This is a genomic window from Ralstonia sp. NFACC01 (genome assembly GCF_900115545.1).
GTDB classification, from domain to species: domain Bacteria; phylum Pseudomonadota; class Gammaproteobacteria; order Burkholderiales; family Burkholderiaceae; genus Ralstonia; species Ralstonia mojiangensis.
Genome location: NZ_FOWV01000014.1, coordinates 49675 through 63942, shown reverse-complemented (window position 1 = coordinate 63942; position 14268 = coordinate 49675). Strand labels below are relative to the sequence as shown.

Genomic DNA, 14268 nt, shown 5'->3' with positions numbered 1-14268 from the left:
AGGTTCTGATTCACTCCGATCAGGGGTGCCAGTTCACCGGCCACACCTGGCAAAGCTTCCTGCGCGAGCACAACCTGCTGTGCAGCATGAGCCGGCGCGGCAACTGCCACGACAACGCAGTGGCGGAGAGCTTCTTCCAGTTGCTCAAACGCGAGCGGGTGCGCCGGCAGATCTATGCCACCCGGCAGGAGGCCAAGTCCGATGTCTTCAACTACATCGAGATGTTTTACAACCCAACACGGCGCCATTCGAGCGCCAACGGTCTATCACCGGTAGAGTTCGAACAACGCCATTCCCAACGGCTCGCGGGTGTCTAGGAAAGTCGGGGCGATTCAAACAAAAAGCCCGCGAGCCTCTCAGCATCGCGGGCTTTTCCAAATCTAGGCCACCATCAGCAGCCCCTCACCTCACTCCCCAGCCACCTCCTCCACCTTCTTCCGTGGCCCCCGGCTAAACCGCGCCGACAACGTCCGTCGCGCGGATTCCAACCCTTCCCCTTTGCCCGCAACCTTCAGGTACGTGTAACCCTCCAGCGCGGCCGTCATCAGGTCACTGCCCATCGCCAGTTGCGAATCCTGCATCCGTTCCAGCAACTTCTCCACGCGGGCGAGGCGAGGGCGCAGGGTGTCAAAGCCCACCAAGTCACGTCGCATTTCCTGCAGGTTGAAATTGGCAGGAAGCACGCCGGGGTTGTTGCTCAGCAGTTCCACTGCCTGGCGGCAGAACGCTTCGGACTTGTCGCCCATCTTCATGAGCGTGCTGCGCTGCTCGACTGACAGGCCAATCAGGCCGACGAGCTTTTCTTCCAGTGTCTTCAGCGCACCGTCAATGGCGGTCAGGTCGGTGGCGCTGGGTTGAAACGAAATCAGGTTCTGAGACATTGCGTTCCTTCTAAAGCGGATATCAACGTCATGCCGATTTGCACAACCCGCTGAGGTTGGCTACCGCTGCGGCGTATCGCAATGCTGTACACAACTTTTGACGGAAAGCGCCCGCACATGGGGCGAGGAAGCCCGCTCACGCCGTTCGAGTGTTGGAACGTGAAGCGCGAGCCTCGGAATGTCGAACTCGACTCTCTGACACTGACGCTCGAGCTTCAGACGGTGGAACGTGACCCTCAGACAGTGAAGTTCGAGTGTTTTCGGCTCGAAGGCGACCTTCTGACCATCGAGTTCGACTCTTTGACACTGACGTTCGACCCTCAAACAGTGAAACGCCAGTGTTTGACCCTCGCGTTCCACTCTTCGAGGGTGAAGCGCCCCTGTTTGAGGGTGAAGCGTGACCTTCGGACCGTCGCTCCCGACGAATCAAGAATCCAACTTTCGCCGCTGCCCCCATCGCTATAATCCATTCCGCTGCCGCACCAACGGCAGTCGGGTTTGGCGACTCGACATACTCACAACGAGCGTCCGCTTGGCGGATACGCTCGGGCACACTCGCGCATGCCTCCTATGGCGGGCCGGGTGGGGAGACCGCAAGGTCTGCCGGTTGCCGTGAGTACCGGTTCGCCAGCCCCGCCGTCAGGCCCGCCACCTTCGTCTGGCGACGAGAAGGCGGACCTCCAATCAATACTCACGGAGGCGCCTATGCCTATTGCAGACGAGACGCGACCAGCGTCGTACCCATCTCCACCCGCATCACCCAGCCCACGGCCCACGTCGTCCGACGCAGGCAGGCTCACCAAAAACCGCACCTACCTGAACGGCGCAATCGCAGCGCAGGCGTATCTCAAGCGCACACGCACCGCCATGCGCACCCACGGCCAATGCCGCCCGGGCATGCTGCGCGAGCAGCTTCAACATCTGTCCGCGCACGCATTTCCGCCAGCGTTCATCAAAGGCTTTGTGGATGCGATTGACGCGTACGTATCGATGTCGCTCGGGGGACGCGATGTCGATCCGCAATCGTGGGACGTGCTAGCCGCCATAGAGCGGCGGGGCTACAGCCAATAACAAGAGATTGACGCATTCCCGTGACGGGCGGGAATGCCGAGTAGTGCATTCGCTGCTGGATTTGCTCGCTTCCGGCCATGGGTGGCCGCCAGAGCCCTAGACATCAGTCGTGGAATGGAAACGTGCTCAATCCAAAAAGGCGCCAGATCGCCAAGCGTTATGCCCACGAACACGGCGATGGAATAGTCGAGTGCTCTTACGTGCAGATGTACTGCGACAAGTACGCGGCCAAGCACCGAGAAACAAATCTGCCAAAGCCGTGGGAACCGAAACAACTTCGGCTCAATGTTTGGCACCGATTGCGCCTATAAAGAATCCTGCGGCGCCGAGAAAGAGCCCGTTCCGAAGGGAGTACTTGGCGCACGAAGGGCTGTTCAGAGTCGACAAGCGCCGCGGTCGTCGGGCGGCAATCGGCCAGGAACGGCCATCGACGGAGTTACCCCGCAAGGCAGCAGGGATTGACGTATTACTCGTGCTCGGAAACCGCCGTTCCCGTCTGAGCAATCTCCTTCGTGAGTTGCATCACAGCGCGGCTGGCAAGCGTTAGGTCGCCATGCCGTGACATCGCGAGTGCGATATAGCGATAGACCGTCGGATCCACAACCTTGGCTGCTTGCAGCCGGCCCTCGCGTACAGCATTGGCGATCGCATACGGGCCCAACAACGCGTACATGCCACCGTCTTCCACAATGCGCGTCTGCAGACTGAGGGAATCCGCTTCCACGACCACGTTGAGCGTCACGCCACGCTCGGTCGCAAGGTGGTCCAGCCAGTCGCGCCAACTGCTCGGTCGACAAAATGAAACGAGGGGCAGCCCATGCAGTGCGGCGAACGAAATCGTTGGTTCCACTAACAACGGATCACCTGGTTTGCCGACCATATACGTGGCCGCCTCGGTCAGATAGATATCGCCGTGCTTGGGTGTCGGGCTATGCCGGAAGAGCAAAGCAAGATCGACGCTGCCATCCTCCAACCAAGTTTCCAACTGCGCGCCTTGCCCCTCGCGCACGCTGAGTTGCACGAGCGGATAGCGTTCCCGCAAGCGGTAATACAGCGTGCTGACGAGCGGATGCGCGGTCGATGGCAGGATGCCCAGTCGCACCCTGCCAATGGGCTTACCCGCCGAACTCTGGATGTCGTTGGCCAATTGCTCTGTGCCGGCCAGCCAAGCACGCACCTTGGGCGCAATACGCTGGCCAAGCTCAGTCAACACCACGCCACGGCCGGTGCGCTGAAACAGCCGTCCGCCGCACGCCTGCTCCAGCTCGGCGATCTGCCGGCTGATATGCGGCTGCGTGGTGCCATGGGCTAGGGCCACCTTGCTCAGGCTGCCTAGCTCAGCGGCTTCAATGAACAGTTTCCAGGCGGCGTAATCCACGGTATCTCTGGCCCTCAAGATATTCAATTTCAGTATATCTGAAATGCCAGATCTCACTCTTCCGGCATGCCAAGGCCCTCCCTAGACTGCATCGCATGCACGTTGACCACCCAGGCGTTTCAAGGCCTCGCCGGCGACGAGCGCTCCCCGGCATAGGCGTTAAGCCTCGGGGTGACTACCGATCCACCTTGTGAGGAGATACCCATGAAAGACATCGATTTGCGCGGCCTCGTACCCGCCCCCGTAACCCCGTTCACCCGTGATGGCGCCGTCGACCACGCCGCCATTCAGCGCCTGGGCAAATGGCTCGGCAGCTTCAACGGTGTGAAGGGCCTAGTTGTGCTCGGCCACGCTGGCGAAGGCACGTTCTTGTCGCAAGACGAGCAGACTGCCGTGATCGAGAGTTTTGTGAAGTCGGTCGACGGCAAGCTGCCCGTCATCGCCGGCATCACGCTCGAAGGTACCGAGGTGGCAGCAGCCGAAGCCAAGCGCGCCGTCAAGGCAGGCGCCTCGGCCGGTCTGGTGTATCCGTCTCATGGCTGGCTGCGCTTCGGTTATCAGAAAGGCGCACCGCAAGACCGCTATCGCGCCATCTACGAAGAAAGTGGCTTGCCGCTGATCCTGTTCCAGTACCCCGATGCCACCAAGGCGACCTACAACCTCGAAACGCTGCTGGACATTGCAGCACAGCCGGGCGTGTTTGCCATGAAGAACGGTGTGCGCAATATGCGCCGCTGGGATACGGAGATCCCGGTCATCCGCCGTGAGCGCCCTGAACTGCAGATCCTGACCTGCCACGACGAATATCTGCTGCACACCATGTTCGACGTGGACGGTGCGCTGGTCGGTTACGGCAACATCGCGCCGGAACCGCTGATCGAGCTGATTGCCGCCGGCAGGGCCAAGGACTATGCACGCGCTCGTGCTATCCACGACAAACTGCTGCCCGTGACGAAGAACGTCTACCATCGCGGCTCGCACATGGAAGGTACGGTCGCGCTCAAGCACGCGTTGGTGGCACGCGGCATCCTGGAGCATGCAACGGTGCGTTCGCCGCTGCTGCCGCTGGAGCCGGGCGCTGAGATTGATATCGCCAACGCCATGCGCGCGGCCGGCTTGACGGGCCCCGGCGCCGGCACGCTCGAACCGCTGGCTGCTTGATATACGGATAGCGGACCAAAGGGTTGGAAGAGCTGATTGCAGTCCTTCCAACCCTCGCACGCGGTGAAGGCGGGAATTCATCGCATGCGCTCGCAGTATCTGCTCCAGGGTAAATGCAGGCGGTGCCATAGGCGCCGCTGCCCCAGAGCACAGCCGTACCCCACGGCTACCACCAGAAAAACAAGATCAGTGATGCAGGCCTGTACTGGGCACCTAGCATCAAGACAATGGCATCTGGAGACAACATGAATACCAATACGCCTGCCATGGTGCACCACGGCGTGCAGGACATCTCGCGCGCAGCCTCTGCCGATTCCGGCATGCGCGCCGCGCAGCTTCTGTTCCGTATCGAAAACGTCCCCTTCAGCCGTTGGCACACCAAGGCTCGCATCATCATGGGCAGCGCTACGTTGTTCGATGCCTTCGATGCGTTGTCTCTAGCCTTTGTGATGCCAGTGCTAGTAGGCCTCTGGCATCTGTCGCCCGGCGAGATCGGCATCCTGATCGCGGCCGGCTATCTCGGCCAAGTGATTGGTGCCTTGCTGTTCGGCTGGCTGGCCGAGCGCCTCGGCCGCGTGCGCAGTGCCAGTATCACTGTTGGACTGATGTCGGTGATGAGTGTGGTGTGCGCATTTGCCGGCAACTTCCAGATGTTGTTCTTGTGCCGCTTCGTGCAAGGTATCGGCGTGGGCGGTGAGGTGCCGGTGGCAGCCACGTACATCAACGAGCTGTCGCAAGCGCACGGTCGTGGGCGGTTTTTCATCCTGTATGAACTGATCTTTCCGCTCGGGCTGCTGGCCGCGGCACAGGTGGGGGCGCTCCTGGTGCCGCGCTTTGGCTGGGAATACATGTTCTTGGTCGGTGGTATTCCAGGCATCCTCGTGGCACTGCTCATCGTGCGGCTGCCAGAGTCACCGCGCTGGCTGATCGCAAAAGGCCGGTTTGACGAAGCGGAGCAGGTCATCCAGGGCATTGAGGCCAGCACGCCCCGCCGTAACCTCGACGTGCAACGCGATAAGGCCGAGGTCGACACACGCGTGTCCAGCCTGCTCGACGGCATCCGTACACGCAAAAAAAGTTCGTGGAAGGAACTGTTCTCGCCGTTGTACCGTGGCCGTACGCTGGTGGTGTGGCTGCTGTGGGCCAGTTCGTACTTCGTGGCCAACGGTATCAACAACTGGTTGCCGAGCCTATACAAGACTGTGTATCACCTGCCGCTGCAGGAGTCCCTGCATATGGCATCGGTATCGAACGTGCTGAGTGCGTGCGCTGTCCTGGTCTGCGCACTGCTGGTTGATCGCGTCGGCCGCCGGCGCTGGGCGATGGCCAGCTTCCTCATCAGCGGCGCCTTGCTGGCTGCACTGGGTGTGCTGGGTGCAGGTAGTGCGCTATCCGTGATGATCCTGGCCTCGTCCGCCTACGCGGTGATGGGTACCACGACCGTGCTGCTGTACCTGTACACGCCTGAGATCTATCCAACCCGCATGCGCGCCATTGGCACTGGGTTAGCAACATCGTGGCTGCGCGCTGCCTCCGCTGCAGCACCGGCCATCGTGGGAGTCGTCCTAACCGGCTACGGCATCGCAGCAGTGTTCCTGATGTTCGCGTTCACTACCGTCATCGGCCTGCTGGCAGCCATGCGGATGATCGAAACCACCAACCGGGCGCTCGAAGAGATCTCGCCCTAACTGACGCGCGGCCAGTTTCTCGCACTAGGCCGCTGCGCTCTTACTCGCTTTCCATTTCGCATCACCTTGGGAGGGTCGCATCGACGCGATCTCCTCTCTGGTGGCGCGCATCCGAAAAGAACACAAAACCCGTCGCACCACCGCGCACGGGCACAACACGGAGGAGGACTTCATCATGAAAATCGCAACCTGGGTCATTGGTGTGAGCATCGGCGCGGCCACGCCGATGGTAGCAACCGCACAGTCAGTCACGCTCTATGGCGTGGTAGACACCGGCATTGAATACGTAAGCAATGTCGGCACAGCCAAGGATGGCCTGGTCCGCATGCCGAATTTGACCGGGACGGTGCCGTCGCGCTGGGGCATTCGAGGCACGGAAGACCTGGGGGGCGGGCTACAAAGCCTGTTCGTGCTCGAATCGGGCTTCGCGCCAGATTCCGGCACCTCCAATCAGGGCGGTCGCCTGTTCGGCCGGCAGGCATACGTGGGGCTAAGTGGTAACTGGGGTCAGCTCGTTTTCGGGCGGCAGAACACCATGCTGTTTTGGGCAACCCTGGACTCAGACATTCTCGGTCCAAATGTGTACGGTGCCAATGCGCTGGACAGCTACCGTCCCAACGCGCGTGCGGACAACGCCCTCGGCTACAAGGGCAAATTCGGTGGTCTTACGGTCGGTGCCACCTACAGCTTCGGGCGCGATACCGTCAACGCAGGCACGAACCCGGCCGGCACCAACTGCGCAGGTGAGCTGGCTTCGGACAGCCGCGCTTGCCGCGAGTGGTCGGCTCTGCTGATGTACGAGACGGGCACATGGGGCATCTCAACCGCGTACGACTCACTGCGTGGTGGCCCGGGCGCTGCGGCCGGTCTCACCAGCAGCAAGCTCAAGGATGACCGACTGCTTCTGGGGGCCTACGCACTGTTCGACAAAACCAAGGTTGGCATCGGCGCGTCGATTCGCAACAACCAGGGCGGTACGCCATCGCATAGCCAGCTCTACTATGCTGGCGTCTCGCACGACATCACGCCCGCTTTCAATTTGGCAGGCCAGATCTACTATCTCCATTTCAACAACAGCGCGAACAAGGCGTGGTTGGGCGCCATCCGCGGCACATATGCGTTCTCAAAGCGGACGTCGGTGTATCTCACCGGGGGCTATATCGACAACAGCGGGCAGTCGAATCTGTCTGTGAGCGCAGGCGGCAGCGGCGGAACGAGCAATCCGGCGCCGGGTGGCAATCAACTTGGGATCATGGCGGGCGTTAAGCACACGTTCTGAGAGAAGGCTGAGGCTCGAACGTGGACCTCCAACTGTCGAGCTTGAACCTCTGCGGGCGGAGCGCGCGTGTCAAACACTCGCCTTCCACCGTCCAAGCTCGAAAATTTCGACCTCTGACACCCATCTTCGACCCTCGGGCGGTGGAGCGTCGCCCTCAAGGGGCCAACGTCGAATGTTTGAGGGCCACGCCTGGGTCTCGGAGATCCGATGTGTCCGATGTTTTTGGGCCGTGTTCGGGCCTCTGATGGCCATGCGTCAGTGTCTGAGGGTGGCGTGTCGCTGTCAGACTGCGGAGATCGAATGTTTGAGGTCGACACACGGACCTAAAGCTGCGGCGCTCGGCCGTCTGCAGGAAGACAGCGGGGAATAGAAGGGCGGATGTGCTCCGCCGAGGGTCAACCGCCGCACGCACTGAACCAAGTTGTGTACCGCGTGCGCGGTCTTTGGAGCCCAGCGACCGGAGACACAGAATCGGAAGTTGGACGGAGCCCCCATCGCTATAATCCATCCCGCTGCCGCACCAACGGCAGCCGGGTTTGGCGACCTGCACTGGTGGCTCTGGAGAGACGATGCTTCGCGCATCGCCTCCGCACACCCACGCACGCACTACGGCGGGCCGGGTGGGGAGACCGCAAGGTCTGCCGGTGCTCCAGAGAGCCGGTTCGCCAGCCCCGCCGTCAGGCCCGCCACCTCGTCTGGCGATGAGTTGCCGGGCCTCCAACCACCTCTGGAGGCTCTATGCCAAATGGTCCAAGCGGGCACCGCCCCGCGTCGTACCCATCTCCACCCGCATCACCCAGCCCACCGCCCACGTCATCCGACACAGGCAGGCTCACCAAAAACCGCACCTACCTGAACGGCGCAATCGCTGCGCAGGCGTATCTCAAGCGCACACGCACCGCCATGCGCTCACACGGCCAATGCCGCCCGGGCGTGCTGCGCGAACAGCTTCAACATCTGTCCGCGCACGCATTTCCGCCAGCGTTCATCAAAGGCTTTGTGGATGCGATTGACGCGTACGTATCGATGTCGCTCGGGGGACGCGACGTCGATCCGCAGACGTGGGATGTATTAGCTGCCATAGAGCGGCGAGGCTACAGCCAATAACAACAGATTGACGCATTCCCGTGACGGGCGGGGATGCCATAGTGGTTAGGGCAGGGGAGAAAGAGCGCGCTGCGTCAGCTGAAGATCACCGCGCGCGACGCGCCAAGCGAAGAGACCGGCACGAACGCGCACCCATCAGCGTTGGAAGTTCTCCGTCAATTCCCTCAACACCTGGACGAAGGCCTTGCTCGCCGCCGTCCGATACGCATCCTTGCGTTGCAGCAGCACGGCCGTGCGGGCCGGCAGCGGCGGGTCGAGCAGCACGGGGTGCAGCTCGGTATGCTCGCGCGCGACGCCGTCGGGCAGTACGGTTGCGAGCTGCCCACGCCGAACGATCTCAACGATCGCACTGATCGAACTGACCTCGATGGCGACCTGAGGGCGAATCTGGTTTCGCGAGCAGTATTCGTCGATGTAACGCCGCGTCGCGAACGCCTTGTTCAGCAGCACCAGCCGTTCGTTGGCGAAGTCCTGCGCTGACAACGGCTTGCGGCGCTTTGCGCGCGCGTGGCCGCCGCCAACGACGAGGCTCAGCGTCTCGCGAAACAACGGCTCGCTTTCGATTTCCGCACTGTGGGAGGACTCGAACGCGATGCCGGCGTCGAGCCTGTCATCGGCGAGCTGCGCTTCGATCTGATCCTGCGTGATTTCCTGAATGTCGATCGCGATGCCGGGATGCAGGCAATAAAAACGATCGATCGCAGGGCCGACGAGATACGCCGTGAAGGTCGGCGTCACGGCAAGGCGCAGATTGCCACGGCTCAGTTCACCGACATCATGTATTGCTCGCACGCCCGCATCCAGATCCTGCAGCGCGAGCTTCGCATAGCGCATCCACGCCGCACCGGCATCTGTGAGTTGCACGTTCCGCCCTGAACGGTCTAGCAACTGAGTGCGCAGCGCGTCTTCCAGTTGCCGTATCTGCTGCGACAGCGTGGGCTGCGAAACGTGCAGCGCCTCGGCGGCGCGCGTGAAATTGCGGTGTTCCGCGACGGCCAGGAAGTAACGGATATGACGCAACAGCATGGCGAACTCCCTCGTCTTCTACCTATTGGCATTGCCTATGGTGAGCATCATAAACTCGTCTTGGACACTATGACGGGGCGGGTCCATTCTCTGTTCAACGCATCGCACTGACCGACGTTGCGAACGCCAGATTGAATGGAGCAGACCATGCGAGAGATCATCGACGGTTTTCTGAAGTTTCAACGGGACGTCGTGCCCGCACGCAAGGCGTTGTTCCGCAAGCTGGCCACCAGCCAGACGCCGCGCACACTGTTCATTTCCTGCTCCGATAGCCGCATGGTTCCTGAACTGGTCACGCAGCGCGAACCGGGCGATCTGTTCGTGATTCGCAATGCCGGCAACATCGTGCCTTCGTTCGGTCCCGAGCCTGGCGGCGTGTCGGCCACGGTCGAATATGCAGTGGCCGCGCTTGGCGTGACGGATGTCGTGATATGCGGCCACTCGGACTGCGGCGCGATGACGGCCATAGCGACGTGCAAGTGCCTGGACCATATGCCCGCCGTCGCGAACTGGCTGCGCTACGCAGACTCGGCAAAGCTCGTCAACGAGTCGCGTGAACATGCGAGCGAGCGCGCGCGCGTCGACTCGATGGTGCGCGAGAACATCATCGTGCAACTCAACAACCTCAAGACCCATCCCTGCGTTGCACTGGCGCTCGCGCAGGGCCGCCTCAATCTGCACGGTTGGGTCTACGACATTGAATCCGGTTCGATCGACGCGCTCGACGCCGCGACTCGCCGGTTCGTACCGCTCGCGGCGCATCCCGATGTCACCGCAACACCCGCCGAGTGCGTGGCTGCGCACTGATTTCCAGCGCGTTATTCCGACTGCAGATCTCACCACGTTGACTTATTCAAGGAGCAACATCATGACCCAATCGCAAGTCACGCCGAACGCGCGCGAAGCGTTGACGGAAACCATCATCGACGCGAAGGTGCGCAAGAACCTCACGTTTGAAGCCATCAACGAAGGCACGGGCTTGAGCGTCGCGTACACGACAGCCGCGCTGCTCGGTCAGCACGCGCTGCCGGAGAACGCGGCGAAGCTGGTCGGCGAGCGCCTTGGACTCGACGCCAACGCCGTGCGCTTGCTGCAAACCATTCCCGTGCGCGGCAGCATTCCGGGCGGCGTGCCCGCCGATCCCACCATCTACCGCTTCTACGAAATGGTGCAGGTGTACGGCTCGACGTTGAAGGCGCTCGTGCACGAAAAATTTGGCGACGGCATCATCAGCGCGATCAACTTCAAGCTCGATATCCAGAAGGTGCCGGACCCTGAAGGCGGCGAGCGTGCCGTCATCACGCTCAACGGCAAGTACCTGCCGACCAAGCCGTTCTGAGTTCATCGCGTCGCGGGTCGGGCGATCCGCAACGCACGAAGTGCAATGCAACCCAATCGCTAATCTGAAAAAGGAGAGCCGTCATGTCGACTCAACAGCCAGCAGTTCGTCCGCCGCTTCCGCCGTTCACGCTGGAATCGGCCAAGGAAAAGGTCCGTCTCGCAGAAGACGGCTGGAATTCGCGCGATGCCGCCAAGGTCGCGCTCGCCTATTCGCTCGATACGAAATGGCGCAATCGCGCAGAGTTTGCGAACAATCGGGCGGAAGCGCGGGCGTTTCTCGATCGCAAATGGAAGAAGGAGCACGAGTACCGTCTGATCAAGGAACTGTGGGCATTCGGCGGAAATCGCATTGCCGTCCGCTACGCCTACGAATGGCACGACGACTCGGGCAACTGGTTCCGTTCCTATGGCAACGAGAACTGGGAGTTCGGCGAAGACGGCCTGATGCAACGCCGCTATGCGTGCATTAACGACATGCCGATCAAGGAATCCGAGCGCAAGTATCACTGGCCGCTGGGGCGTCGTCCGGACGATCATCCTGGCTTGAGCGATCTCGGCCTCTGAGACTTCGCGACACGCGCAGCGCACCCACGCTTAGGGCGTGGCGCGCGCGCTGCGGCGATCGGGACGCGTTGGGTACGTTTCGATGTCGCTCGGGGGCCGCGACGTCGATCCGCAGACGTGGGATGTGCTAGCCGCCATAGAGCGGCGAGGCTACAGCCAATAACAACAGATTGATGCATTCCCGTGACGGGCGGGGATGCCTGAGTGGGATCGGAGTGGCGTTGGGCGTTGGCTGCTGGAGCTGCCCGCTTGCGGCCATGAGCGCCGCCAGAGGCCTAGACACCAGTCATGGAATTGAAACGTTGAAGACAGCCATCAAGAGGCATTCGTGACGGCATGACATCCAAGCGCACTTGTCTGCCGAGCATGAATCGCCGCCACGAAAGCGGACAGAAATCCGCGCATTTCGGACTGCCGCTCAGGCTGCTTCAGTAGGGTTTTGATTTCGTCTGGCGTTTTTCCAATCAACGGGATGCGCAAAAACACGTCTTCGAGAAATTGATCGCTGACAGTGGACAGCACCAGCCGGAGCGATGTGAGCATGTCGTCGCCACGATGCGATGCATGTGCGAGCGCAATGGGCTTCCCGATGACTTCGAATCGCGACACCATCCAGTCGATGACGTTCTTGAGCCCTCCCGGAATAGCGCGAACGTATTCGGGGCTGGCAATAATGATGCCGTCGCATCCGGACACGAGTGTCAGGAATTCCAGCACTTCGGCTGGTGTCTGTTGCCCTTCCAGGTCAGGGGAAAAGACCGGCAAGGTGTCGAGGCGATGGAATACCAATAACTCAACCCCCTCAGGGGCAACGTCTTTCAATCCGAGCAGTAGCGCCGTGTTGACGGAATCGCGGCGGGCACTGCCGGAGATGGTGAGGAGCTTCATCTGGTTTTCCTTTAGAGACATCCTGCCGCGCGCCGGGCTGTCTGGTTCGATACGCTCGAAACGTCCCGCTGCCCCTCAGCGTTTCCGCCTGTCAGCCTTTCAACCCCTCAGCCAAACTTGCGCGCCGCATCGCGCGCCAGGCCAGAACCGATCCCGCCGAACAGGTCGCCCTCGACGCGACGCGCCGACGGCAGCACTTGCGCCAGTTGCTCGCGCAGCAACGGCACCCCGCTGGAGCCGCCGGCAAAGAGAATGGTATCGACCGCTTCCGCTGCGACGCCCGCCGTCTTCAGCATGGCCTGCACCGTCGAGACCGTCTTGCCGACCAGCTTCCCAATCGACTGGTCGAAATCCTCGCGCGTGACGGGCTGCTTCAACTCGGGCGCGATGCGGTGCAGGTCGATCTCTGCCACAGGGGCGTCCGACAGCGCGATCTTCGCGGCTTCCACCTGGATGGCCAGCCAGTGGCCGGCGCGCTCGCGGATCAGGCGGATGAGGCGATCGAGTTTTTCGGTGTCGGCGGCATCCCGGTAATTGTCCATCACTACCGCCCACGCCTTGCGCGTGTACACGTGGTTGATGGTGTGCCAGCTCGCCAGGTCGAAATACTGGCCAGACGGCATCGCCTTGCCGTTGCGCAGTGAGCTGTTCAGGCCCAGTAGCGGCATCACGCTGGCCAGGCTCAAGGCGCGGTCGAAGTCGGTACCGCCGATGTGAACGCCGCCGTTGGCGAGGATGTCCTCGCGGCGGTCAAGGCGTTTCGCGCGGTCGGGCGACAGGCGCACCAGCGAGAAGTCTGACGTACCGCCGCCAATGTCGGCCACCAGCACAAGTTCTTCACCGCTGATGCCGGCCTCGTAGTCGAACGCGGCGGCGATGGGCTCGTACTGGAAGGCGATCTCGTCAAAGCCGGCGTCGCGCGCGATGTCCGCCAGCGTGTCTTCGGCAAGCTGGTCGGCCTTGGGATCTTCGTCGATGAAGAACACCGGCCGGCCCAGCACGGCGCGGCGGAATTCATGGCCGGCGGCATGCTCGGCGCGCCGCTTGAGTTCGCCAATGAAATGCGCCAGCAGCTTGCGGAAGGGCATGGCCTGGCCCATGACCTCGGTGCTGTCGTCCATCATCGAGGTGCCGAGCAGGCTTTTGAGCGAGCGCATCAGGCGGCCTTCGTAGCCGGCAAGATAGTCGGCCAGCGCGGCACGGCCGTAGCTGACCGTCGGGTCTTCGGCGTGAAAGAAGATGACGGAAGGCAGCGTTGCCTTGCCGTCTTCGAGCGGCAGCAGGGTGGGTGCGTCCGGTCTCAGCCAGCCGACGGTGGAGTTGGACGTGCCGAAATCGACGCCGCAGGCGTTTGACATCATAGGATTGTGGCTTCTGGTGTGCAGCTGGAGGCATGCGCCTGCACGGGATATCAGGAGCGGGGGCCACCGGCGAAAGGGGCGCTATTGTAGTGGCTTTGTGCGACGGGTTCCCTCACGGCGCCCGGTGTTCGCGGCCAACATGCGGCCGCTGAGAGTCCGGCACATACGCGATCACCGTCAGAGGCGATCGCGAGAGGTGCCCAGGGGCTGTACGTGGTCCCCCAGTCCCGAAATACGTAGAAAAAAAAGAATCCTTTTGCGCTGACGGTGCCTCTATGAAGCCGTCACCAGCACAACAGAAGGATGTGTCCATATGTTCTATCTCAAGCGGAATCTACCCACCACCGAGCGATTGATTCGCGCTTCCGTGGGGCTCTGCACGGCCGTCGCTACAGCAACGTTGGCTCCTACGCCGTGGGGCATGATTGCCGGCTACGCGACCGCAGCGATTCTGGCAGGCACAGCAATTGTCGGCTTTTGTCCGGCCTGTGCTCTTTTTGGAAGAACGCCAATAAAGAACTGA

Annotated in this window: 15 protein-coding genes; 10 read left to right on the top strand and 5 right to left on the bottom strand. The window is 61.7% G+C overall.

Translation table 11 applies throughout. The features are described 5' to 3' along the window. A partial coding sequence (locus tag BM136_RS23895; RefSeq protein ID WP_139219403.1) for an IS3 family transposase occupies positions 1-317 on the top strand: 317 nt, incomplete at its 5' end. Between the two features lie 90 nt (positions 318-407). Here BM136_RS23895 and BM136_RS23890 read toward each other — a convergent pair. Continuing rightward, entirely contained in the window at positions 408-881 is a 474-nt protein-coding gene (locus BM136_RS23890) for a hypothetical protein (protein WP_024977302.1), read from the bottom strand. Positions 882-1586: 705 nt separating this feature from the next. On the opposite strand from BM136_RS23890, the gene BM136_RS23880 reads away from it, so the two are divergent. Then, positions 1587-1952, top strand: a complete 366-nt coding sequence (locus BM136_RS23880; RefSeq protein WP_092976652.1) for a hypothetical protein — start codon at positions 1587-1589, stop codon at positions 1950-1952. 466 nt (positions 1953-2418) lie between these two features. On the opposite strand, the gene BM136_RS23875 is transcribed toward BM136_RS23880, so the two are convergent. Next, positions 2419-3330 (bottom strand): LysR family transcriptional regulator, encoded by a 912-nt coding sequence (locus tag BM136_RS23875; RefSeq protein WP_092976649.1) that lies wholly within the window; start codon positions 3328-3330, stop codon positions 2419-2421. 204 nt (positions 3331-3534) lie between these two features. Between BM136_RS23875 and BM136_RS23870 the strand changes: the two genes are divergently transcribed. From BM136_RS23870 to BM136_RS23855, 4 genes are all read left to right on the top strand, one after another. Continuing rightward, entirely contained in the window at positions 3535-4491 is a 957-nt protein-coding gene (locus BM136_RS23870; protein WP_092976646.1) for a dihydrodipicolinate synthase family protein, read from the top strand. Between the two features lie 245 nt (positions 4492-4736). Then, a complete protein-coding gene (locus BM136_RS23865) occupies positions 4737-6179 on the top strand; it encodes an MFS transporter (RefSeq protein WP_092976643.1) in 1443 nt (480 codons plus the stop codon). 175 nt (positions 6180-6354) lie between these two features. Continuing rightward, positions 6355-7458: a porin gene (locus tag BM136_RS23860; protein WP_092976640.1), complete on the top strand. Its 1104-nt coding sequence runs from the start codon at positions 6355-6357 to the stop codon at positions 7456-7458. Positions 7459-8196: 738 nt separating this feature from the next. Beyond that, entirely contained in the window at positions 8197-8565 is a 369-nt protein-coding gene (locus tag BM136_RS23855) for a hypothetical protein (RefSeq protein ID WP_092976637.1), read from the top strand. Between the two features lie 135 nt (positions 8566-8700). Here BM136_RS23855 and cynR read toward each other — a convergent pair whose 3' ends face one another. Next, entirely contained in the window at positions 8701-9591 is an 891-nt protein-coding gene (cynR, locus tag BM136_RS23850; RefSeq protein ID WP_092976634.1) for a transcriptional regulator CynR, read from the bottom strand. Positions 9592-9738: 147 nt separating this feature from the next. Between cynR and BM136_RS23845 the strand changes: the two genes are divergently transcribed. From BM136_RS23845 to BM136_RS23835, 3 genes are all read left to right on the top strand, one after another. After that, on the top strand, positions 9739-10398 hold the full coding sequence (locus BM136_RS23845; RefSeq protein WP_092976681.1) for a carbonic anhydrase: 660 nt from the start codon (positions 9739-9741) through the stop codon (positions 10396-10398). A gap of 61 nt (positions 10399-10459) precedes the next feature. After that, on the top strand, positions 10460-10930 hold the full coding sequence (cynS, locus tag BM136_RS23840) for a cyanase (protein WP_092976631.1): 471 nt from the start codon (positions 10460-10462) through the stop codon (positions 10928-10930). Between the two features lie 83 nt (positions 10931-11013). After that, the gene (locus BM136_RS23835) at positions 11014-11496 is read left to right on the top strand and encodes a nuclear transport factor 2 family protein (RefSeq protein WP_092976628.1); all 483 of its coding nucleotides are present in this window, start codon (positions 11014-11016) and stop codon (positions 11494-11496) included. Positions 11497-11811: 315 nt separating this feature from the next. Here BM136_RS23835 and BM136_RS23830 read toward each other — a convergent pair whose 3' ends face one another. Both BM136_RS23830 and BM136_RS23825 read right to left on the bottom strand, forming a co-directional pair. After that, entirely contained in the window at positions 11812-12384 is a 573-nt protein-coding gene (locus BM136_RS23830; protein WP_092976625.1) for an NADPH-dependent FMN reductase, read from the bottom strand. A 107-nt stretch (positions 12385-12491) separates the two neighbouring features. Further along, positions 12492-13745, bottom strand: coding sequence for an Hsp70 family protein (locus tag BM136_RS23825; RefSeq protein ID WP_092976622.1), 1254 nt, complete (start codon positions 13743-13745; stop codon positions 12492-12494). Between the two features lie 313 nt (positions 13746-14058). Here BM136_RS23825 and BM136_RS23820 point away from each other — a divergent pair, with 313 nt between their 5' ends. Next, positions 14059-14268 (top strand): YgaP family membrane protein, encoded by a 210-nt coding sequence (locus tag BM136_RS23820; protein ID WP_092976619.1) that lies wholly within the window; start codon positions 14059-14061, stop codon positions 14266-14268.